The 20,528-nt window shown below is 64.9% G+C and carries 22 protein-coding genes and 1 tRNA gene; 9 read left to right on the plus strand and 14 right to left on the minus strand.

What is annotated here, in order from left to right; translation table 11 throughout:
- Positions 1-164: 164 nt before the first annotated feature.
- From BPET_RS21865 to BPET_RS21925, 13 genes are all read right to left on the minus strand, one after another.
- Positions 165-1,409 (minus strand): STY4528 family pathogenicity island replication protein, encoded by a 1,245-nt coding sequence (locus BPET_RS21865; protein ID WP_012251146.1) that lies wholly within the window; start codon positions 1,407-1,409, stop codon positions 165-167.
- Positions 1,410-1,412: 3 nt separating this feature from the next.
- On the minus strand, positions 1,413-1,973 hold the full coding sequence (locus BPET_RS21870; RefSeq protein ID WP_008267477.1) for a DUF2857 domain-containing protein: 561 nt from the start codon (positions 1,971-1,973) through the stop codon (positions 1,413-1,415).
- 15 nt (positions 1,974-1,988) lie between these two features.
- Positions 1,989-3,581, minus strand: coding sequence for a ParB family protein (locus tag BPET_RS21875; protein ID WP_012205955.1), 1,593 nt, complete (start codon positions 3,579-3,581; stop codon positions 1,989-1,991).
- Positions 3,574-3,822, minus strand: a complete 249-nt coding sequence (locus BPET_RS21880; RefSeq protein WP_012205954.1) for a hypothetical protein — start codon at positions 3,820-3,822, stop codon at positions 3,574-3,576. The genes BPET_RS21875 and BPET_RS21880 overlap by 8 nt, the downstream gene beginning before the upstream one ends.
- Positions 3,806-4,681, minus strand: a complete 876-nt coding sequence (locus BPET_RS21885) for a ParA family protein (RefSeq protein ID WP_012251147.1) — start codon at positions 4,679-4,681, stop codon at positions 3,806-3,808. The genes BPET_RS21880 and BPET_RS21885 overlap by 17 nt, the downstream gene beginning before the upstream one ends.
- 42 nt (positions 4,682-4,723) lie before the next feature.
- On the minus strand, positions 4,724-4,936 hold the full coding sequence (locus BPET_RS21890; RefSeq protein ID WP_012205952.1) for an AlpA family transcriptional regulator: 213 nt from the start codon (positions 4,934-4,936) through the stop codon (positions 4,724-4,726).
- A gap of 118 nt (positions 4,937-5,054) precedes the next feature.
- Entirely contained in the window at positions 5,055-5,810 is a 756-nt protein-coding gene (locus BPET_RS21895; protein WP_012205951.1) for a hypothetical protein, read from the minus strand.
- A 564-nt stretch (positions 5,811-6,374) separates the two neighbouring features.
- Positions 6,375-8,303, minus strand: a complete 1,929-nt coding sequence (locus BPET_RS21900) for a tyrosine-type recombinase/integrase (protein WP_012205950.1) — start codon at positions 8,301-8,303, stop codon at positions 6,375-6,377.
- A 240-nt stretch (positions 8,304-8,543) separates the two neighbouring features.
- Positions 8,544-8,617, minus strand: a tRNA-Gly gene (locus tag BPET_RS21905).
- Positions 8,618-8,755: 138 nt separating this feature from the next.
- Positions 8,756-9,748, minus strand: coding sequence for a Bug family tripartite tricarboxylate transporter substrate binding protein (locus BPET_RS21910; RefSeq protein ID WP_012251148.1), 993 nt, complete (start codon positions 9,746-9,748; stop codon positions 8,756-8,758).
- Between the two features lie 64 nt (positions 9,749-9,812).
- A complete protein-coding gene (locus BPET_RS21915; RefSeq protein ID WP_012251149.1) occupies positions 9,813-10,763 on the minus strand; it encodes a hydroxymethylglutaryl-CoA lyase in 951 nt (316 codons plus the stop codon).
- Entirely contained in the window at positions 10,760-11,953 is a 1,194-nt protein-coding gene (locus BPET_RS21920; RefSeq protein ID WP_012251150.1) for a CaiB/BaiF CoA transferase family protein, read from the minus strand. The genes BPET_RS21915 and BPET_RS21920 overlap by 4 nt, the downstream gene beginning before the upstream one ends.
- Positions 11,954-12,070: 117 nt before the next feature.
- Entirely contained in the window at positions 12,071-12,970 is a 900-nt protein-coding gene (locus BPET_RS21925; RefSeq protein WP_012251151.1) for a LysR family transcriptional regulator, read from the minus strand.
- An 85-nt stretch (positions 12,971-13,055) separates the two neighbouring features.
- Here BPET_RS21925 and trmB point away from each other — a divergent pair, with 85 nt between their 5' ends.
- The 5 genes from trmB to lysM all read left to right on the plus strand — a co-directional run bounded on the left by trmB (position 13,056) and on the right by lysM (position 16,470).
- Positions 13,056-13,832 (plus strand): tRNA (guanosine(46)-N7)-methyltransferase TrmB, encoded by a 777-nt coding sequence (trmB, locus tag BPET_RS21930; protein WP_012251152.1) that lies wholly within the window; start codon positions 13,056-13,058, stop codon positions 13,830-13,832.
- A gap of 2 nt (positions 13,833-13,834) precedes the next feature.
- Positions 13,835-14,776 (plus strand): prolyl aminopeptidase, encoded by a 942-nt coding sequence (pip, locus tag BPET_RS21935; RefSeq protein ID WP_012251153.1) that lies wholly within the window; start codon positions 13,835-13,837, stop codon positions 14,774-14,776.
- 10 nt (positions 14,777-14,786) lie between these two features.
- Positions 14,787-14,987 (plus strand): sulfur carrier protein ThiS, encoded by a 201-nt coding sequence (thiS, locus tag BPET_RS21940; RefSeq protein WP_041863157.1) that lies wholly within the window; start codon positions 14,787-14,789, stop codon positions 14,985-14,987.
- A 172-nt stretch (positions 14,988-15,159) separates the two neighbouring features.
- Positions 15,160-15,882, plus strand: coding sequence for a class I SAM-dependent methyltransferase (locus BPET_RS21945; RefSeq protein ID WP_012251155.1), 723 nt, complete (start codon positions 15,160-15,162; stop codon positions 15,880-15,882).
- Between the two features lie 141 nt (positions 15,883-16,023).
- Entirely contained in the window at positions 16,024-16,470 is a 447-nt protein-coding gene (gene lysM, locus BPET_RS21950) for a peptidoglycan-binding protein LysM (RefSeq protein WP_012251156.1), read from the plus strand.
- Between the two features lie 127 nt (positions 16,471-16,597).
- Here the strand turns inward: lysM and ffh are convergent, their stop codons facing one another.
- Complete coding sequence (ffh, locus tag BPET_RS21955) at positions 16,598-18,007, minus strand: signal recognition particle protein (RefSeq protein WP_012251157.1); 1,410 nt, start codon at positions 18,005-18,007, stop codon at positions 16,598-16,600.
- Between the two features lie 109 nt (positions 18,008-18,116).
- Between ffh and BPET_RS21960 the strand changes: the two genes are divergently transcribed.
- The 4 genes from BPET_RS21960 (at position 18,117) to BPET_RS21975 (ending at position 20,508) form a co-directional block, all read left to right on the plus strand.
- A complete protein-coding gene (locus tag BPET_RS21960) occupies positions 18,117-18,959 on the plus strand; it encodes a cytochrome C assembly family protein (protein WP_012251158.1) in 843 nt (280 codons plus the stop codon).
- A gap of 1 nt (position 18,960) precedes the next feature.
- On the plus strand, positions 18,961-19,224 hold the full coding sequence (locus BPET_RS21965) for a PP0621 family protein (RefSeq protein WP_012251159.1): 264 nt from the start codon (positions 18,961-18,963) through the stop codon (positions 19,222-19,224).
- Positions 19,225-19,295: 71 nt separating this feature from the next.
- Positions 19,296-19,874, plus strand: a complete 579-nt coding sequence (gene ampD / locus BPET_RS21970; protein WP_012251160.1) for a 1,6-anhydro-N-acetylmuramyl-L-alanine amidase AmpD — start codon at positions 19,296-19,298, stop codon at positions 19,872-19,874.
- A gap of 13 nt (positions 19,875-19,887) precedes the next feature.
- Entirely contained in the window at positions 19,888-20,508 is a 621-nt protein-coding gene (locus tag BPET_RS21975) for a glutathione S-transferase family protein (protein ID WP_012251161.1), read from the plus strand.
- The last annotated feature ends 20 nt before the right edge of the window (positions 20,509-20,528 follow it).

The following is a 20,528-nucleotide window of genomic DNA, read 5'->3' on the forward strand; positions in this document are numbered from 1 at the left end:
ACGAACGCTGCACGTCGGGATCAGGACGGGCAACGCCGCTGCTGCGGCAGATGTTCGATGTCAGGTCTGCGACTGCACAGCATCCGCCCCAACGGTGGAACTATCCCCAGGGGATAGCTCTATTGGCATCCATGGGTGTCCACTTCACCGCCTTGCCAGCCTGCTCACTTTCTGGCGAGCAGATCTCGAAGCCGCTCGATGTGCTGCCTGGCGACTTCTGGTGGCACCGGCTTACCCTGCGTTTGGGCCGGCGGTGCGGGTGGTGGCCGTTCGTTTGGTTGAGTGGGTGCCGGTGGCGGGTCTTTCTTTGCCCAGGCATTGAACTCACCGTGGATGGCCCGCTGGATGATGCCGAACAGATACCCTGCGGGATTGCGGATGCCGTGGTTGCTACAACGCGCGGCCCATTCGTCCAGCACGTCCTGCCTCAGCGAGGCATCAACCTGCTGCAATGCCACCTTGGCACCCGCCTGCTGTTCCGCCTTCAGTTGCGCAAAGCGCTTGGGCCATTGCAGATCGCCCAGCGCGCGCGCCTGCGCAGTAGTACGTATTTCATTAATACAACTACTACGTACTGTACGGGCCTGCTTCGGATTCCGAAGAGAGACGTCTGGCGCGGGTTTCGACCCTGCTTCGGAATCCGTAGAGGGGCGTTCGCCATTCCGAAGAAGGCTCGGAGCCCCTTCTTCGGAGTCGTGAATGGCGTCTTCCTGTGGATAACTATCGCTGGCCGTGAGGTCCTGCTTGGCGAGACGTTCGGCCATCACCTGCAACCGTGACGGGAGGGTGCGTCCGGCCAGTAATGGGTCTTCACCGATTTCCTTGAGCGTGTGCAGGCCCACGATCTGCACGGCCTTGGCAGAATGGCCGAGCGCCTGGCTGACGAGTTGCAGGTAGTCCGGGTCGAGCTGCATGGCCTCGAACGGTGTCAAGGGTTCGTCGTGCAGCACGTACAGATTGCCGAGGATGCGGCCGGTTTTGGGGTCACGCCGTCGCCGAACCAGGCTCAGCCAGCGAGTCAGGCGCATCAGTGTCAGCGCCCGTGCCACGGTTTCATGCGAGGCCTGGCCTGCGCAGGGCATGGACGCCAGCCAGGGCCGCAACTGCTCGTAGGTGGGAAATGCGGTTACGCCATCGTCGTTGAGCATCAGCCGGAACACTTGCCAGGCGTTTCGTTCCAGCGGCGTCAAGCGACGGTCGAGGAACAACTTGCGTGGCACCGTCTCGTGCCGGTTGCCACTGAACAGGAAAGCATCGCCGGAGGTGGGCGTGGGCGACTGTGCCGGTGTAGACGCAGGTGCGCTGGGGGCGGGCTTGGGCACAAGGTCTTTTAGCGCAGCATCGAACAGCTCTGCGAGTGCGATGGGGCCTTGGCGTAGGGCTCGTGGTGCGGTGTCGTCCACGGCCATGACTCAAGCCAGTCCCTGATCGACCCAGCTCTTGATCGAGGCCCAGACCACCGACAGAGGCAGCGACATGCCTTCGGCCAAGTCCATGGCGGCATCGAGGATGGAAGTTTCGTCTTCGAGATCGACGGTCCTGCTGTTGGTCACGGCCTTCCATTGCCGCCACAGCTCCGTGTCCTGCTCCTCGTCCAGCACGGGGTGCCGACCCTTCCGTTTGGGCAGACCAAGGATTTCACGGCGAAGAGCCACTTCCTGATGCGTCAAGCCATAGAACTTGCTGACCATCTCCGTGCTCGCGCCCAGCCTGAGCATGCGATCGACTGTGGCGATTTCCTTCTCCACATCCTGCGCCTGCTGGAGCAGCCGCCGCAGCACTTCGCGGTTGACCGTCACTGAGCACCAGGAGACGTTGGCGTTGGCCAGCACGCTGATCAGCGCGGGATGCTTGAGGGCGTCCAGCTCTGCCTCGCCAAACCCCATCAGCTTGCAGCGGCGCAGTTGCCCATTGCGCAGGTCATAGAGGGCCTGGGCGATGACAGCCTGGTTGAGTGGGTGTGCTGTGGACATGCTGGCCTCCCTCGCTTAGGTTCCAGAGTCCGCAGCGCCGGCTTCGAGATCGAGCAGGCGGCGGGCCAGTCGCAGCAGGCGGAACAGCTTGACCAGCGCGGTGTCGCTCAATCTTCGGGTTACGTCGCCCTGGCCGTACAGCAGCGCCGGCAGGTCGATGACGACTTGCCCGTTGTCCAGACCGACGTCGGCGGGCTGCTGACCGGCCAGGCAAGCCAACAGCGTATGGACGGCACGGCCCTTTGGCGCCAGGCTTGAGGTATGGGCACGGCAGGCGAAGCCGATACCGTCTGGGCGGTCATCGATGCACTCGCCCAGGTCTGCCTCGACCGCAATCTCGCGGGCGAACTGCGCGACGTGGATGCGCAGGTGCTCGGGTGTGTCCAGGCCGGGGGCGATGTACCAGACATCCGAGATCGGATAGAGCCCGCCAGCCTGCACCGGGATGGACTGCAAGACGTTCGCCGAGAAGTCGCGCGGCAGTGCATCGCCCAACTGGTCGGCGACCATGCGCTGGATGGACTCAAGCCGTTCGGTTGTCGGCGCCGGGGAGACGATGTGCTCTTGAAGCAGGCTGCCATCCGTGTCGCTTTTGCCCGTTGATGGCGTTGCCGCAGGCTTCGCGGCGGGTGGCGCGGTATCGACAGGTGGGCGCGCGATGGCCTCTGGCTCTGGCAAGGCAGGCGGTGTCGAGGGCGGCGTCGGCTCGCTGACCAAGGCACGCTGGCGGCTCTCGGATTCGGTCATGTCCAGAGCGAGCACGTCGTAATCGACGTCCAGCAATTCGGCCATCTGGCCGATCAGCTCGTCCTGTACGCGCTGCGTAGAGAACTCGTCGGCCTGGACATCGAATTGCGACAGCACTTCCTGAAAGAACTCGTCGAAGTCCTGAACCAGTGAGCGGCCTTTGGCGTAATGCTCCCAGGTGCGCTCGCAGGCCTTGCGCATGACCGACAACCGCTCGACCTGGTGACGCCCCAGGCCGGCGTAGAGCACGGTCGGGATTGCGGGCAGCAGGTAGCGTACGGCGTCGGCCATCCGGCTGATGTGCGACTGCTGCACGGGGTATCCGTCGGCGGCCAGGCGGCGAGCCAGCTCGGACTGGCTCAGGGTGGAGCGGATTTCCAGTTCGTAGAACTCGCGCGCTTTCTCGACGCCCAAAGCGCGCTCGATGAAGGTGAGGCCACCGCGCAGTTCGTTTTCCGCAAGATGCCCGGTGAGCGCGACGATCTCACCACGCTCGGGCCACGGGCGGAACAGGCATGAGACCCGAAAAAAGCGTTCGTCCTTGGTCTCCGACCAGAGTTCGCGCAGGATTGCCAGTCGCGTGTTGCCGCCATTGCGGATGATGTAGTGATCGTCGCCGGGCCGCCGGGTGATGGCCGGAGCCGCGTCCAGGCCACGCTCGCGGATGGATGCCTTGATTTCCTCGTACACCGGATTGCGCTTCTTGCGCGGGTCGTGGTCGTAGGGGTGCAACTGGTCGAGCGTCACGACCATGGGCGTGTCGGCGATCGGGTCGCTCAAGGTCGTTGCTGACGGGCCGCTGCGCTCGAACCCGGACGCAAGCAGTTTGCCGGCCATCTGCTGGGAGGTGATCTCAGTCATGGCCGCCTCCCTGCGCTTGGGATCGGGTCTCGCGCTCGGCACGACGGATCTGCGCACGGGCGTTGAGGGCTGCCCGGTGATCGCTGGCCGTCGAACTGGTGTAGATCGCGGCGCAGCCTGCCTTGGTGAACTTGAGGTGACCGCCCGCCGTGCGCTTGACGTGCCAGCCTTCGCCGACGGCGAACTCGATCAGGGCGCGCAGCCGGCTGTGGCCTCGGGCCAGTTCATGTGCGTTGGCCATGGGGCCTCCTGGTATCAAGAGGCTGTGGCGGACGGCCGGACACTGCGGCAAATCGATCCTGCCACTGCGGGAGCAATTCGCCGGCAAGATCGCGCATGGTGGCGAGCGCGGCGGGAGCGACTCTGCCCACTGGCTGGCGGTACTCGACCCGATGCACCGGCAGACCGCGCGTCGCGGCACGCGGATAAGCCTCAATGGCCGGCACGTCGGTGGCCAGAACCCGAATGCCGGTGTGGCCCTGGAACAGATCGCGCAGCGCCTGCTGGATCAGACGGGCGTTGGCGGACACCGGATGGACGCGGTTGATGAGCAGGTGCAGCGGCGGCGGCTCGATACCCAGCTGCCGGTACGGCGCAATGTCCGCCAGCAACTGCATGGTGCCGCGCCGCAGTTCGCGGGCGGCGAGGATTTCCGGGGTCACTGGCGACAGCGCGAGGTCGGAGGCCAGCACCGCCATCTCCAGCAGCACCGAGCGCGCGCCCTGGGTGTCGATCAGCACCAGGTCGTAGAGGGGGTTCAGTATCGGCAGCAGGTGCCGCAGCCGCAGTCGCCCGTCTGGCGCGTGCAGCAGCAAAGTGTTCAGTTCGCCTCGGTGGTCGTTGGAGAGCACCAAGTCCAGGCCCGCGATGATCGTGCGGGACACAAGCTGGCCAAGGTCACGCTCGTTGAAGGCCAGCAATTCATAGATACCGCCCGGCGCACGATGGGCCAGCTCGTAGTAGGAGGACAAGGTGGGCTGCACATCAAGATCGAGCAACAGCACGCGCAGCCCGGCGTCCGCAGCGAGACCGCCCAGGTTTGCGACCGTGGTGGTCTTGCCGACCCCGCCTTTGGTTGAAATGATGGATACGACCTGCATGGCGTTCTCCGTGTCAGGATGGAAAGTCCGCGGGAGAACGGGTCAGGCCCTGTTGTTGACGCGCTCGTCGATCCACTGATCGATTTCGATGGAGTCCCAGCCCACGGCGCGCACGCCCAGACGCAGCGCCTGCGGGAACTGGCGTTTCTTCATCAGGTTGTAGATGTGGGCGCGCTTGAAACCGGATTTCGCTTCGACTTCTTCCAGGCGCAGGATGCGGCGCTCGTTTGGCGGCAGTACAGGTGTTTGCGACATGGCGGTCACTCCTGAACGCTCAGTGGCGTTTGTTGGCGTGACCTCTATTCAATAGACACGGCAGCGAAAAGACATTGCAAATGCAATCTCCGCGACTGCACATACAAGCTGGCAAATCTCAGCGGGAGGCGCTACGCAACCGGCGCCTGGCGGTGGCGAACTTGCCGTTCAATGTCCGCTCCGCGATACCCATGGCGCCGCTGTGATGGGCGACCAGCGCGCTGACCACGGCCTCCTGCGTCTTGAAGCTGGAGTACGGCGTGCCCGATGGCGACTGGCCGAGCATCAGCTCTAACAGGCCGCCAACGATGTTCAGGTAGGTGGCCTCGGCCCGATCACTGATCGGACACTGCGCGCATGCCGAAATCACCGTGGACTGCTTGAGCAGCGCGTCATGCTTGTCCTGCAACTCGCGAAGCTGACGTTTGGTCTGTTCCAGGGCGGATTTCAAACCCTGGCGTTCGACCAGCATGGCTTGCCCTGTTTCCAGAGAGATGAAGGGATGGATGATGCGCTCGCTGCGGGAGAAGAGAAAGCCGGGCCGCTGCTCGGGGTAGTGCTGGCGCATCCAGCACTTCAGATCGACATGACGTACCGTCAGATCAGGCGATTCGATCAACGCGGTGTCGCGTGTCGTGATGCCATGCTGCCCGAAGGGCAGTTCCCCGTTGAGGATGCCGTCATAGATGCGGTCGGTGTACAGCCGCAGTTCGCCCAAACGCGGGCAGTCCAGCGACTGCGGCAGATCCATAGGCGACGAGACCGAAGCCAGGATCACCTGCTCGTATCGCAGCAGTCCGGCCCAGCGGATGGACGCTTCGAGCGGGCGGTAGAACACCTTTGATGTTGGTGCATCATTTTTGTTCTCGTGCATGCTCCGTCTCCTTCCAGGAGAAGAACTACAGGGCCGACTGCTTTTGCAGCCGTCCTCATGGTCGGCCTGTTGTCCGCGCAAGACGCGAGTGATGACGCCCGCTTTTGATGACTTCTGATCAGTTCGCGCAATGAGTAGGCGTTGTGTGCTCGATGTGCAAAAATCCATCGGGCACAAGAAAACCGAGCGTCTGTCGCGGCTCGACAGTGACGCTTGCGCTATCAGGATCGTGAGAAGTGGCTGCTCTCGCAAAACCGTATCGGTATGGTCTGATGCGCCAGCGGTTTCAAAAAGCGGCGAACGCTCGGAATCTATTGATCGGGGCTTGAGATTGGCAACGAAAATCCGCTGGTGTCATATCCGATCGAGATACTGATATAGCGAGATAGCATTACCGAGAAGTCGCCTATGGTGACTGCCGAGCGCTGATCCGACGCTAAACGCTGCCTGCCAAAACGTGGAAATTGCGAGTTGGCCGCGCAGAAGACGGATGGGCGGCCATGCGAAGCGATCGACGTTCCCTCCTTTGACCTTGACCGGACGGTGCTGCCGCCCGGCCTCAGCTCAACGGGCGACGGGATCTTCGGGCATATCAACCAACATTGCCGTTTTTACCAGGCGCTCTACAGTCTGCCTGGCCAGCACCGGAGACGCCTCCGATTGCTCTGCAAGCTCATCGGTTTCTATGGTATGTGCGGCGACCAGTCGAGCTGCAAGATGCAGGTTGGTCGGATCGACGGCCTCGATGACTGGACACTTGCCCAGGGCATCGTATGGCCGCAGCAGTGCGTGATAGATGTGCCAGGTGTCGATACCGCGCGGCACCAGCTTCAGGACAGCCTGAATCAGCTTGCGCTTGATGGGGTCGAGTTGCCAGTCCGGGACGCGCTGCCCACGGTGACCCAGATGGATCGACAGGAGATTGCCGGCCTGAATCTCGTAAGTGATCCAGCGGCGGGACTTGCCAACCAGCTTGGCGTAATCGGCCACCGACAGGTTGTGGGATGCCTCGAATATCTCCAGCAATTGCAAGCGCTCGCGCTGCACCTCTGACAGCGTGGGTCGCGCGTACTCGGGCAGATGCACCGCCGAAAGTCGATAGACGGAAGCTGGAACCGCTGGTGCATCGGGTGCAGGCGCAACGATCAACTGAGGGGCGTTTGGATTCAGGGCGGGCGGCTGCGCTGCCGCCTGTCCGGCGATTGTGGGCAGGCCCTGCAACGTGATGGTCAAGTGCGTGCTGGCAACTTCGACCTGATTCTGCTCGAACAAGTCCAGCCGGTCGGCCCAGTCCTGCATCATGACGCGGCGTTGCTCGACGTACTCGGCGTGGTTGTAGGTCGCGCTGATCCGATCCGGATCGGCATGCGAAAGTTGGGCGTCTACCCACTTGGGCGGATACCCCAATTCATTGAGCGCAGTCGAGATGGTGGCGCGAACGCCATGCCCAGTGAGTTGGTCTTCATAGCCCATACGCTTGAGCGCGCCATTGAGCGTGTTCTCGCTCAGAGGGTTTTTCAGGCACCAATCACCGGGGATGAGATACACCTGTGCTGGCTTCAGATTTCCCAGCAAATGACGAACGACCTCTTGTGCCTGCAACGACAGTGGCACGATGTATGGCGGGATGTCGGCGAAACGCTGGCGCTTCTTCTTGGTGAGCTGCTTGCGTTGCTTGAGCCTGACAACCGGGATGATCCACAGACCGCGCTCCAGATCAAACTGATCGGGCGTGGCGTAGCGCAATTCACCGGTGCGCACGCCCGTGAGCAGCAGCAGACGTAGACCCAGTTGCGTATTCAGGCGACCGCTGTACTTGCGCAACGTCTGCAGCATTGCCGGCAGCTCGGGCATGCGCAAAAAGGGATTGTTCTCCACCGGGGGCAGCGGCATCGCCACCACGTCCAAATCCTTGGCCGGGTTGTCGCCCATGTTGGGCACCACCACCGAGGCGTAGGTGAATAGCTGGCTGAACCAGGTGCGCAGCTTCTCGGCCACCGACAGCGAGCCACGCTTTTCCACTCTGCCGATGATGTCCAGCAGGTGGGCGCGGGTGACGTCGTAGATGGTCAGGTGGCGCAATACGGGAAACACGTCCTTGGCGAAGACGCGCCCGATCTGCTTGGGCGTACTTTGGCGGCCCTCATTTTCCAGAGAGAGGCTGCGGTGGGCCAGCCATTTGTCGTAGATGGCCTGGAAGGTGTGCTCGCCCGCCAGGACGATGGCGTGGCGCTTGCGCTTGCGCTCCGAATGCGGGTTGATGCCCTTGGCCAGCATGGCCCGGGCCTCGTCGCGCAGATTGCGAGCGTCTTTCAGGGAAAGCGCGGGATAGCCACCGAAGGACATGCGCTCGCGCTTGCCGCCCCAAGTGAAGCGGAAGTGCCAGGCCTTGAAGCCGGTGGCGGAGATGTAGAAGTAGAGACCGTCGAAATCGACAAGCGAATACGCCTTGCCGGTCACCTTGGCCTGTCGAACCTGGAGGTCTGAAAGCATGAGCCCAACTCCTGCGAAGCGAGTTGGATGCCATGTTCCCGACGGAACCCCGGCTCCTCCAGCAACAATACGGTTTTGGGGACCTCCGTATTGCCAGTGTACCGCTCAACGTACCAGTTAGAACCGGCTGGGAGTGGATTTCGCTGGATGTCAGTGGATTGAGATCAGGTAAAAATCTCAATCCTGACAATGACTTACGACGTTCTCTGGCGTTCGGTGGAAGTCCCTGGAAAGTCGAAGTGGAGCGGGTGATGGGAATCGAACCCACGCTTGAGGCTTGGGAAGCCGCCGTTCTACCATTGAACTACACCCGCTTAGGTGTCGTACTGCGCCCATGCAGACGCAGCAGAGGAATCGAATTATAGCGAGGTTTCGGGCCGGCCGCGCGGCAATGAAAAAGGCGCCTGCTCCCTCAAAGAGCCAGGCGCCCGGCGTGTCCTAGCCAACCAGCCTTAGTTGGCCTTGATTCCAGCGGCTTTCACGACTTTGCCCCAGCGATCGTATTCTTGCTGGGTGTATTCGCCCAGTTTGGCCGGGTCCATGAATTCGGCTTCGGCGCCCTGCTCGGCGGCCTTCTTCCTGAACTCGGGGGTCTTCATGATGCCCTCGATCGTGCCGGCCAGCTTGTCCACCACCGCCTGCGGCGTGTTGGCCGGCGCGTACATCGCGAACCACGACGACACCAGCAGGTCGGGGTAACCGGCTTCCGCGGCCGTCGGCACATCGGGCAGCGAATCCAGGCGTTTCGGGCCGGTGACGGCCAGCGCGCGCAGCTTGCCCGTCTTGATGTGGGGAATCAGCGGCGGCGGGGTGGTGATGGTCAGGTCGACGGCGCCGCCCAGCAGGTCGGTCAGCGCGGGACCGGTGCCCTTGTAGGGGATGTGGGTCATGTTGATGCCGGCCATCTGCTTGAGCAGCTCGGTGGCTACGTGCTGCAGCGCGCCGTTACCCGACGAGGCGTAGTTCAGCTTGTCGGGATTGGCCTTGGCGTAGGCCACCAGTTCTTTTAGCGAATGCACCGGCAGGCTGGGACGCACCACGATCACCTGCGGGGCCGACAGGATGTTGGCGATGGGCGCGAAATCCTTGATGGGATCCCAGCCTTGCGGAGGCTGCACGTGCGGAGAAATGGCGTTATAGCCCGAGTACTGCAGCAGCAGCGTGTAGCCGTCGGGCGCGGCCTTGGCCACGGCCTGCGAAGCAATGGCGCCCGACGCGCCGGGCTTGTTTTCCACGACCACGCTCTGGCCCAGGGCCTCGCCCAGGGGTTGGGCGATCAGGCGGGCAGCCAGGTCGGTCGTGCCGCCAGGCGCGGCCGGCACCAGCAGCGTGATGGGGCGGTCGGGATAATCGGCCGCCAGCGCGCCGGCGGGGCTGGCGGCAACCGCCAGGGTGGCGGCGGCCAGGCAGGCGCGCAGCGGTTTCGACAGGAAGGGGATGCTCATGAGTGTAGGTCTCCTGGTGATTTGTTATCGGTAAGCAAACAATTGCGCCTGAAAAACGCCCGGGTCAGGCGGGCCCGAACCGCTCGGCCAGCCATGCGGGCGGCGCGTGAGTGGCCAGCCGATGGCCGGCAGCCAACATGGGGGTGGAAAACTCGCGCTGCACCAGCTGCGGCAGGCCGCGCACGATGGCCAGCAAAGCCGGCAGGTCTACACCGGTCTCGATGCCCATGCACTGGAACATATGCACCAGCTCTTCGGTGTTCACGTTGCCGCTGGCGCCGGGCGCGAAGGGGCAGCCGCCCAGGCCGCCCGCGGCGGCATCGAAGCGCGCCACGCCGGTCTGCCAGGCTGCGATGGCGTTGGCCAGGGCCATGCCGCGGGTATTGTGCAAATGCGCGGTCAGCGGAATACCAGGCACGGCGCGCGCCACCTGTTCGCACAGGTCGGCCACCTGGGTGGGATAGGCCATGCCGGTGGTGTCACACAGGGTGATACCGGCCGCGCCGGCTTCCGCCAGGCTGCCGGCCAAGCGCAGCACATCGCCAACCGGCACGTCCCCGTCGAAGGGACAACCGAACGCGGTGGACAGCGACACGTTGCAGGGCACGCCCGCACCCTGGGCAGCCTGCAGAATGTTGATAAGCTCGGCCAGCGACTGATCGCGCGTCATGCGCAGATTGGCGCGGTTGTGGGTTTCGCTGGACGACATCACCAGGTTCAGCTCATCGGTGCCGACTTCCAGCGCACGCTCCAGGCCGCGGATATTCGGCACCAGCGCGGTATATACGACGCCGGGGCGACGCTGGATACGCCGCATGACTTCCTGCGCGTCGGCCAGCGCGGGAATGGCCTTGGGCGAAGTGAAGCTGGTGACTTCGATGCGGGCGTAGCCGCAGGCCGACAGGCCGTCGACAAACGCCACCTTCTGGTCGGTGGGCACGAAGGCTTTTTCAATCTGCAAGCCGTCGCGCGGGCCGACCTCGTTGACTTCTATGCGAGAAGCGCCGGTGTTCATGCGATGACTCCACGGGCGCGCAGTTGCGCGCGCTGTTCGTCGGTAAGGCCGGCCGCGGCCAGCACGGCATCGGTGTGCTCGCCCAGGGTGGGCGCCCGGTCGTGGATGGAGCCAGGATTGGCGGACAGCATGGGAAACACCGCCGGCATCTCAACGCGCACGCCGCTGGCGCCCTGGATTTCGGCAATGGCGTTGCGGGCACGGTAGTGCGGGTCGCGCGCGATGTCGGCCACGTTGTAGATGCGTCCGCTGGGCACGCCGGCCTCGCGCATCGCTTCCAGCACGTCATCGATGCTGCGTTCGGCAGTCCAGGCGCTGATGGCGCCGTCGATTTCTTCCACGCGCGCGGCGCGGCCATCGTTGTGCGCCAGCGCCGGATCCTGTCCCAGGTCGTCGCGGCCGATGCGGGCCATCAGGCGCTGATAAATAGTGTCGCCATTGCCGGCGATCAGCACGTAGCCATCGCGGCAGCGATAGGCATTGGACGGCGCGATGCCGGGCAGCGACGCGCCGGCCGGCTCGCGCACCGCGCCGAAGGCGGTGTATTCCGGCAGCAGGCTTTCGGTCAGGTTGAACAGACTTTCGTACAGGGCGGCGTCGATCACCTGCCCTTCGCCGCCGCGCGCATCGCGCTGGTACAAGGCCAGCAGCACGCCCAGGGCGCCGTGCAAACCGGCAATGGTGTCGCCCAACGACAAGCCTGCGCGCACCGGCGCGCGGCCGGGCTCGCCGTTCAGGTAGCGCAGGCCCGCCATGGCTTCGCCAATGGCGGCAAAACCCGGTTCACGCGCCTTGGGCCCGGTCTGGCCGTAGCCCGAGATGCGCAGCATGATCAGGCGCGGATTCAGGGCATGCAGGGTTTCCCACGACAGCCCCCATTTTTCCAGGGTGCCGGGGCGGAAATTCTCGATCAGCACGTCGGCCTGCGTGGCCAGCATGCGGATGATTTCCTGGCCTTCTTGCTGGCGCAGATCTACGCACACCGATTGCTTGTTGCGCGACTGAGCTTCCCACCAAACCGAGGTGCCTTCATGCAGCAAGCGCCATTTGCGCAGCGGGTCGCCCAGGCCGGGCGGTTCGATCTTGATGACCTGGGCGCCGAAGTCCGCCAGGGTCTTGGCGGCGAACGGGCCGGCGATCAGTTGGCCGAGTTCCAGCACACGTATGCCGGCGAGTATCTGCCCTGCCATGCCTGCTCCAGACATCCAAATGATTGATGACGGCGGCAGTGTGCGCGAAACGGCCGGATGCCGGAATATTTATTGTGGGAAACGGGGGTTTCCCAAACGAGAAAGCCCCCTGTCGGATCAGGCGGCGTCGCCGCGCAAATGGGCCAGCAGCAGGCGCGCGGCCACGGTAAGCGTATCGGTATCGCGCACGCCCAGCAGCAGCCAGCGGTGCGCCCAATCGTCGGTCAAAGGGATCAACCGGATTGACATTGATCGCGCATGCGGTTCCGCGGCCAGACGCGGCAGCACGCCCACCCCGCCGGTGGCCACTACCATGCGGCACATGGCGTCGAAGCTGCGCACCTGAATGCGCAGCCGCATGGTCTTGCCCAGGCGCGCGCACTCTTCGTGCAGCCGGGTGGCCAGCGACGTGGCCTGGGGCAGGCTGACGTAGGCGTAGTCCAGCGTGTCCTGGAACGCCACCTGCGACAGATTGGCCAGGGGATGACGCTGCGGCGCGATCAGCACCAGGTCGTCGGGGCGATAAGGCACGGTCAACAGGCCGTCGGCCTGGGTGCGGTCGGCGAACACGCCGATATCGGCGCGGTTTTCCAGCACGGCGGTGACGATCTCGCTGCTGTTGAGCTCTTCCAGGTCGACGCGCACCGCCGGATGCTCGTCCATGAAACCCGCCAGGTCTTCGGGCAGGAACTGCGTCAGCGCCGAGGTATTGGCGGCAATGCGCACCTGGCCGCGCACGCCCTGGGCGAAGTCGGACAGCGTGCCCGCCATCTGCTCTACTTCTTGCAGCACGCGCTGGGCATGGGCCAGGCAGGCCTGGCCGGCGTCGGTAAGCTCGACCCCCGCCGTATTGCGGAATAGCAGGGGCGTGCCCAGCGCGGCTTCCAGGTCGGAAATCCGCTTGCTGGCCGCCCCCACCGCCAGATGCGACTGGCGCGCCCCGGCGGAAATACTGCCGGCGCGCGCCACCGCGACGAACAGCGCGAGCGTGGTCAGGTCGAAACGGGCGAAATTCATGCGGCAAATGCTACCCCACAACGGGAAAAGCCGGCTTCGCCCCGGGCCAACCCACGGGGCCCGGCAGCCCACTACAATCCGCCTTATGAACACGAATACCCCCGCATCTCCGGGCGGCGCCCAGGCGACCGCCCCCCTGTCGGACGCCACCCAGGCGGCGCTGCAGCCCGCCGGACAGGCGCCCAACAGCCCCGGCGCCACCCATATTCGCAGCTTTGTCCATCGGCGCGGCCACATCACCCAGGGCCAGCGCGACGCGCTGGAACACCTGCTGGACAAGTGGTCCATTCCGTATGCCGACCGCCGCCTGGATCTGGCCGCCGCCTTCGGCCGCGAAGCCCCCACCGTGCTGGAAATCGGCTTTGGCATGGGCGAAACCACCCAGCAAATCGCCCTGGCCCGGCCGGGCGACAACTTCCTGGGCGTGGAAGTCTTCAACGCCGGCGTGGGTTCGCTGCTGCGCCGCATTGAAGAATCGAACCTGCAGAACCTGCGCATCGTGCAGCACGATGCTGTCGAAGTGGTGCGCGACATGATCGCCCCCGACACCCTGGCCGGGGTGCATGTGTATTTTCCCGATCCGTGGCCCAAGAAGCGCCACCACAAACGCCGCCTGATCCAGCCGCCGTTCGTGGCACTGCTGGCCAGCCGTATCAAGCCGGGCGGCTATATCCACTGCGCCACCGACTGGCAGGAATACGCCGTGCAAATGCTGGAAGTCCTGAGCGCCGAACCCTTGCTGCGCAATACCGTGGAAGGCTATGCGCCGCGCCCCGACTACCGTCCGCAAACCAAGTTCGAAACCCGCGGCCTGCGCCTGGGCCACGGCGTATGGGACCTGATCTTCCAAAGGATCGCGTAAACATGCTGTACCCCGCCATTGAACCCTACCGCCACGGCATGCTGGACACCGGCGACGGGCACCAGATCTATTGGGAACTTTGCGGCAACCCCCAGGGCAAGCCCGCCGTCTTTTTGCACGGCGGCCCGGGCAGCGGTTGCTCGCCGGTTCATCGGCAGCTGTTCGATCCGCAGCGCTATAACGTGCTGCTGTTCGACCAGCGCGGCTGCGGACGTTCGGTTCCGCACGCCAGCCTGGACAACAACACCACCTGGCACCTGGTGGCCGACATCGAACGACTGCGCACCGAGATCATGGGCGCCGAGCGCTGGCTGGTGTTCGGCGGGTCGTGGGGGTCGACGCTGGCGCTGGCCTATGCGCAAACGCATCCGGATCACGTCAGCGAACTGGTGTTGCGCGGCATTTTCGGGCTGCGCCGCGCCGAGCTGCAATGGTTTTACCAAGATGGCGCGTCATGGCTGTTTCCCGACCGCTGGGAAGCCTATGTCGAGCCCATTCCCCCCGCCGAACGCGGCGACATGATCGCGGCGTACCACAAGCGCCTGACCAGCGCCGACCCGGCCGAACAACTGCGCGCCGCCAAGGCCTGGAGCAAGTGGGAAGACAGCACCATCACCCTGCTGCCCAGCCCGCGCCACCAGCAAAGCCATGCCGCCGACCGCGCGGCGCTTGCCTTCGCGCGCATCGAAAACCATTACTTCGTGAACAACGGCTTCATGGAAGAAGGCCAGTTGATCCGCGACGCCCACAAACTGCACGGCATTCCAGGCACGATCGTGCAGGGCCGCTACGACGTATGCACGCCGGCCCGCACGGCCTGGGACCTGCACCGCGCCTGGCCGCAGGCCCAGTTTCACCTGGTTCCCGACGCCGGCCACGCCTTCGACGAGCCCGGCACGCTGGCCCGGCTGATCGAAGCCACCGATGCATACGCCGCACAGTAAGGAGGCCATCATGCACATCACGCTGAACGGAGACGCGCGCGAGTTTCCCCTGGGCACGACCGTGACCGAATTACTCCAGACGCTGGGCTACGAAGGCAAACGCGTGGCCGTGGAGCGCAACGGCGAAATCGTGCCCAAAAGCCAGCATGGCTCCACCGTGCTGCGCGACGGCGACCAGGTCGAAATCGTGGTGGCAGTGGGCGGCGGCTAAGCGCCACGCAAGGCGCACAACACATTGTGAGATTTATCAACGGTGCGATACCCGAGCGCCGTATGAGGCTTACGCGGGCCGGTTCGCGTAGTACCCTGACGCCTGTGTTTGATGCCGGCACGCGGCCACCCTGCCTGCCGCGGCGCGCCGGCCCCGCCATGGGAGTCCCCGCATGCCGCCTAAAGTCCTGACCGGAGATCTTTCCGGCCTGCCCTTTGGATTACCCCTGTTCCGCCGCATGGCGGGCGCCGCCAGCCGCGCCACCGGCCACGCGGCCGGGCGCGTGGCGCGCCAATCCTGGATCGCGGAACGCATCCGCTTCCTGCGCGCCTGGCGCGCCAATCCCAAGAGCGTCGGCGCTATCTGGCCATCGGGTTCGCGTCTTGCCGCCGCCATCACGCGCGGCATCGGCCCGGCCTCGGGCCCGTGCCTGGAACTCGGCGCGGGCACCGGCGCATTCACGCGCGCCTTGGTGGCGCGCGGCCTCGACCCGCATCAGCTGGCCTTGGTCGAAATGGACGCCCAGTTCGCCCGCCAACTGCGGCACGATTTTCCCGGCGCCTATGTGCACCAGGGCGACGCTGCCAAGCTGGCCGGCCTGCCCTTGTTCCTCGACGGCCTGGCCGGCGCAGCGGTTTGTGGTCTGCCGCTGCTGAACATGCCCGTGAAACAGCAAATCGGCATCTTGCGCGGCACCTTCTCACAACTGCGCCCGGGCGGCGCCATGTACCTGTTCACCTACGGACCGCGCTGCCCCGTGCCGCAGCGCGTGCTCGACCGGCTGGGCCTGCGCGCGCGCCATACTGAATCCGTGCTGGCCAACGTACCACCCGCCCACGTATGGAAGCTGACCCGCCGCGCCGCGTCCGGCGCGCTGCACGCACCGTTGCCGTAAATAACCAGTTACATCTTGCCCCGGCGGCAAGGCAATCCGCGACACATAATCGGCCCATAATCAGTCTGCAGCAGCGGCAATTTCTGCCATCTTCTGCTTTTGAGCGCTTAACGTTTCTTAACAATCAAAAAGGACACAATCATGGGTCTGCTCAGCTTTATCAAAGATGTCGGCGAAAAGCTCTTCGGCGCCAGCGAAGCCCAGGCGGCGTCGGTCGACGAACTGAAAAAGGAACTGGACAAGCACGGCTTGAACGCCGACGGCCTGGACATCAAGGTTGATGGCGACAAGGTCACCGTGTCGGGCGAGGCGGCGTCCACCGAAGAAGCCGAGAAAATCACCCTGGCGCTGGGCAATACCGTGGGCGTGGCCCAGGTCGACAACCAGCTCACCGCCAAGCAGACGGCGCCCGAAGCGCAGATGTACACCGTGAAAAAAGGCGACAACCTGTGGAAGATTGCCGAGGCTCACTACGGCAAGGGCCAGGGCGCCAAGCACACTGTCATTTTCGAGGCCAACAAGCCCATGCTCACGCACCCCGACAAAATCTACCCCGGGCAGGTGCTGCGCATTCCGCCGCTGAACTGAACCGTACAAACCGGCAAGCCCCGCAGCGTTTGCCGGTTTGCTCCGGAGCGGGCCCTCCCCGTTCGCTCCGGTCAACTCGGCCAGGCGTCACGCCTGGCCGTTTTTTTGCCTGCGAGCGCGAGCCGCCTTAGCGCAAACCGCCAAAGCGGCCCAGGCCTTTCATACCGCCCATGGCGCGCATCATCTTCGACATGCCGCCCTTTTTCATCTGCTTCATCATGCCCTGCATCTGCTCGAACTGAGCCAGCAGGCGGTTGACTTCCTGCACCGGCACGCCCGAGCCCGCGGCGATGCGGCGCTTGCGCGATGCCTTGATGAGTTCGGGTTTGGCGCGTTCAGCCGCAGTCATGGAATTCAAGATGCCTTCGGTGCGCCGCAGCTGTTTTTCGGCCTGGCCACCCTGCAGCTGGCCTGCGGCCTGCTGGAATTGCGCCGGCAGCTTTTCAAGCAGCGAACCCATGTCGCCCAGCTTCTTTACCTGGCCCAGCTGCTCGCGAAAATCGTTAAGGTCGAACTTGCTGCCCGACTTCAGCTTGGTGGCCAGCTTCTGCGCTTCCGCGATATCGATGTTTTTCTGCGCCTGCTCGACCAGCGACACGATATCGCCCATGCCCAGCACCCGCTGGGCCATGCGGTCCGGATGGAACGGCTCAAGGCCGTCCAGCTTTTCGGACACGCCCACGAACTTCAGGGGCTTGCCCGTGACGTGCCGCACCGACAGCGCCGCGCCGCCGCGCGCATCGCCGTCCAGTTTGGTCAGCACCACCCCGGTCAGCGGCAGGGCGTCGGCAAAGGCGCGCGCGGTATTCACCGCGTCCTGGCCCTGCATGGCGTCGACCACGAACAGGGTTTCCACCGGCCGCACAAGATCGTGCAGGACGCGGATCTCGCGCATCATGGCTTCGTCGATGCCCAGGCGCCCGGCCGTGTCCAGGATGAGCACGTCGTAATGGTGCCGGCGCGCGTGGTCGACCGCATTGCGGGCGATATCTTCGGGCTTCTGGCTGGGGTCGGACGGCAGGAAATCGATGCCGGCCTGCTCGGCCACGGTTTTCAGCTGGTCGATAGCGGCGGGACGATAGACGTCGGCGCTGACCACCAGCACCTTTTTCTTGCCGGTATTGCGGCCATTCTGGGTGTGGCCGCCCTGCGCCAGCCAGCGGCCCAGTTTGCCGGTGGTGGTGGTTTTACCGGCGCCCTGCAGGCCGGCCATCAAGATGATCGCCGGCGGCTGCACAGCCAGCGAGAGCTCGCCGGCCTGGGCGCCCAGGTCGCCGCCCATCAGGGCGGTGAGTTCCTTGTTGACCACGCCGACCAGAGCCTGGCCGGGGCTGAGGCTGCCGACTACTTCTTCGCCCAGCGCCTTTTCCTTGACCCGGGCCACGAACTCTCGCACCACGGGCAGGGCCACGTCGGCCTCGAGCAGGGCCATGCGCACTTCGCGCAGCATTTCCTGCGTGTTGGCCTCGGTCAGGCGGGCTTCGCCGCGCAGCGTCTTCACGACGCGCGACAAACGTTGAGTCAGGTTATCGAGCATGAGAGGCGTTTCCGCTTACACTAGTTGATTGAACAGTGGCCCGGGCAGGCGGCTTTGACCCTGCCGGCGACGAGCGCCCGAAAGGGGCCCCATCCAGACAACGGTTTTTATGTCACTAGGCATTGTATTTCACGCTGCGGCCGCACTGGCCTACGCCGTGCTTGCCGCGGCGCTGTGGCGACGCCTGCAGGGCGCGGGCAGCGTCGAAAAAACGGGCCGCATTGCCCGGGCATGCCTGCTGGGCGCGCTGGTGCTGCACGGCGCCGGCCTGCAGCAGGCCATGCTGAGCGGCCCTCACCTGTTCATAGGCTGGGCCCTGGCGCTGTCGGCAGCCGTCTGGCTGGGCCTGGTCGTGTTCTGGCTGGAAAGCCTGCTGGTGCGCATCGACGGCCTGCAATTGCTGCTGGTGCCGGCCGCCACCCTGGTATGCGCCCTGGCGGCGCTGTTCCCGCAGGGCCAACTGGTGCCGCATGCCGACAACAGCTGGCTGCGCCTGCACCTGCTCATCGCACTGGCCGCCTACGCGCTTATTACCGTGGCCGCGCTGCACGCCCTGCTGATGGCCCTGCTCGATCGCCACCTGCACCGCCCGCTCGATACTCCCACCGAGCGCAGCATCGTGGGCCGCGTGCTCGATGCCCAGCCGCCGCTGCTGGTGCAGGAGCAACTGCTGTTCCGGGTGATCTGGATCGGCTTCGTGGTGCTGACCGCCGCGGTGGCCTCGGGTTCGGTCGCCTCCATGCAGCTCACCGGCAAGATCCTGCCCTTCGACCACAAAACGGTCTTCACGCTGCTGTCCTGGATCACCTTCGGCGTGCTGCTGCTGGGCCGCCACATCCGTGGCTGGCGCGGGCGCGTGGCGCTGCGCTGGACCCTCACCGGATTCGCCTTCCTGATCCTGGCCTACACCGGCAGCCGGTTCGTGCTGGAAGTGATTCTTCATCGGAGCTGAAGTGGGCAAGCTGTTAATCTGGGTCATCATCATCCTGGCGGTCATGATGATCGCCCGCGTCGCCTCGGCCCGCGCCGCCCACAAACGGCACAGCGCCAGCCAGCCGCCGCGCGCCCCCGCGCGCCGCCCTGGCGGCCAGCCCGTCGAATCCATGGTGCGTTGCGCCCACTGCGGCATACACCTGCCGCGCTCCGAGGCCGTGCTGCTCGACGGCAAGGTCTGGTGCAGCCGCGACCACGCACGCCTGGGCGATCGCCCGGAATAAGGCCCGCCAGGGCCGCCCCGGCAAGGCAGGCATAATGGGGGCTACGCTTCCCCATTCGATGAGCCGCATTTATGTATCTACAGCTTGATCGACACGGGTGGCTGGCGCCCGCGCCGGGCGTGCGCCTCCTGCCTTCCCCCAATTGCGATGCCCGCCCCGCCGGCCTGCCGGTTTCGCTGCTGGTCATCCACAACATCAGCCTGCCGCCAGGCCGCTTCGGCGGCCCCCACGTAGCCGGCCTGTTCCAGAACCGCCTGGACTACACCGCCCACCCCTGGTTCGAACGCCTGCGCGGGTTGCGCGTATCTGCGCATTTTTTTATCAACCGGCAGGGCGAAATCGTACAGTTCGTGGCCACCGAGGCCCGCGCCTGGCATGCCGGCGTGTCGCGCTTTGGCAAGCGCGAGCGATGCAACGATTTTTCGCTCGGCGTCGAGCTTGAAGGCACCGATACGCTGCCCTACACCGATGCCCAGTACACTGCCCTGGCCAAGCTGGCCCGGTTGCTGGGCAGCCGCTATCCGCTGCGCGCGGCCTGGGGGCACGAACATATTGCCCCCGGCCGCAAGACGGACCCGGGGCCCGCTTTCAACTGGACTCGCTTCGGCCGCATGGCAGGCATCCCACGACGCCTGCTCGCGCCATGCTAATCAAGGAACCATCATGCTGAAGATCTGGGGACGCCCAAGTTCCGTAAACGTGCAGAAAGTCTTGTGGACCGTACGGGAACTGGCCTTGCCGCACACCACGGAACACGTGGGCGGGCCGTTCGGCGGGCTGGACACCCCCGAATACGGCAAGATGAATCCCAACCGCAAGGTGCCTGTCATCGAGGACAACGGCCTGGTGCTGTGGGAATCCAACGCCATCGTGCGCTATCTGGCGGCCCGCTACAACGAGGGCGGACTGTGGCCTGGCGACGTAGCCGTGCGCGCCCAGGCCGACCGCTGGATGGACTGGACCGCCACCGAATGGCAATCCGCCATGGTTCCCGCCTTCCTGGGCCTGATCCGCACTCCCGAAGCGCAGCGCAACGCGGCGGCCATTGAAGCCTCGACGAAAAAAACCAACCAGTTGGGCCTGATACTGGAAGACGCCCTGCAGGGCCGCGAATACATCGCCGGCAGCCATTTCAGCATGGGCGACATCGTGCTGGGATGCGTGGCCCATCGCTGGCTGGCCATGCCCATCGAGCGGCCCGCTACGCCGGCCCTGTCGGCCTGGTACCGGCGCCTGATGATGCGTCCGGCCGCGCAAGGCGTGCTGACGCTGCCGCTGTCCTGATCCGCGCGGGGCGCGGCGGT

The sequence above is a fragment of the Bordetella petrii genome, assembly GCF_000067205.1.
GTDB classification, from domain to species: domain Bacteria; phylum Pseudomonadota; class Gammaproteobacteria; order Burkholderiales; family Burkholderiaceae_B; genus Bordetella_A; species Bordetella_A petrii.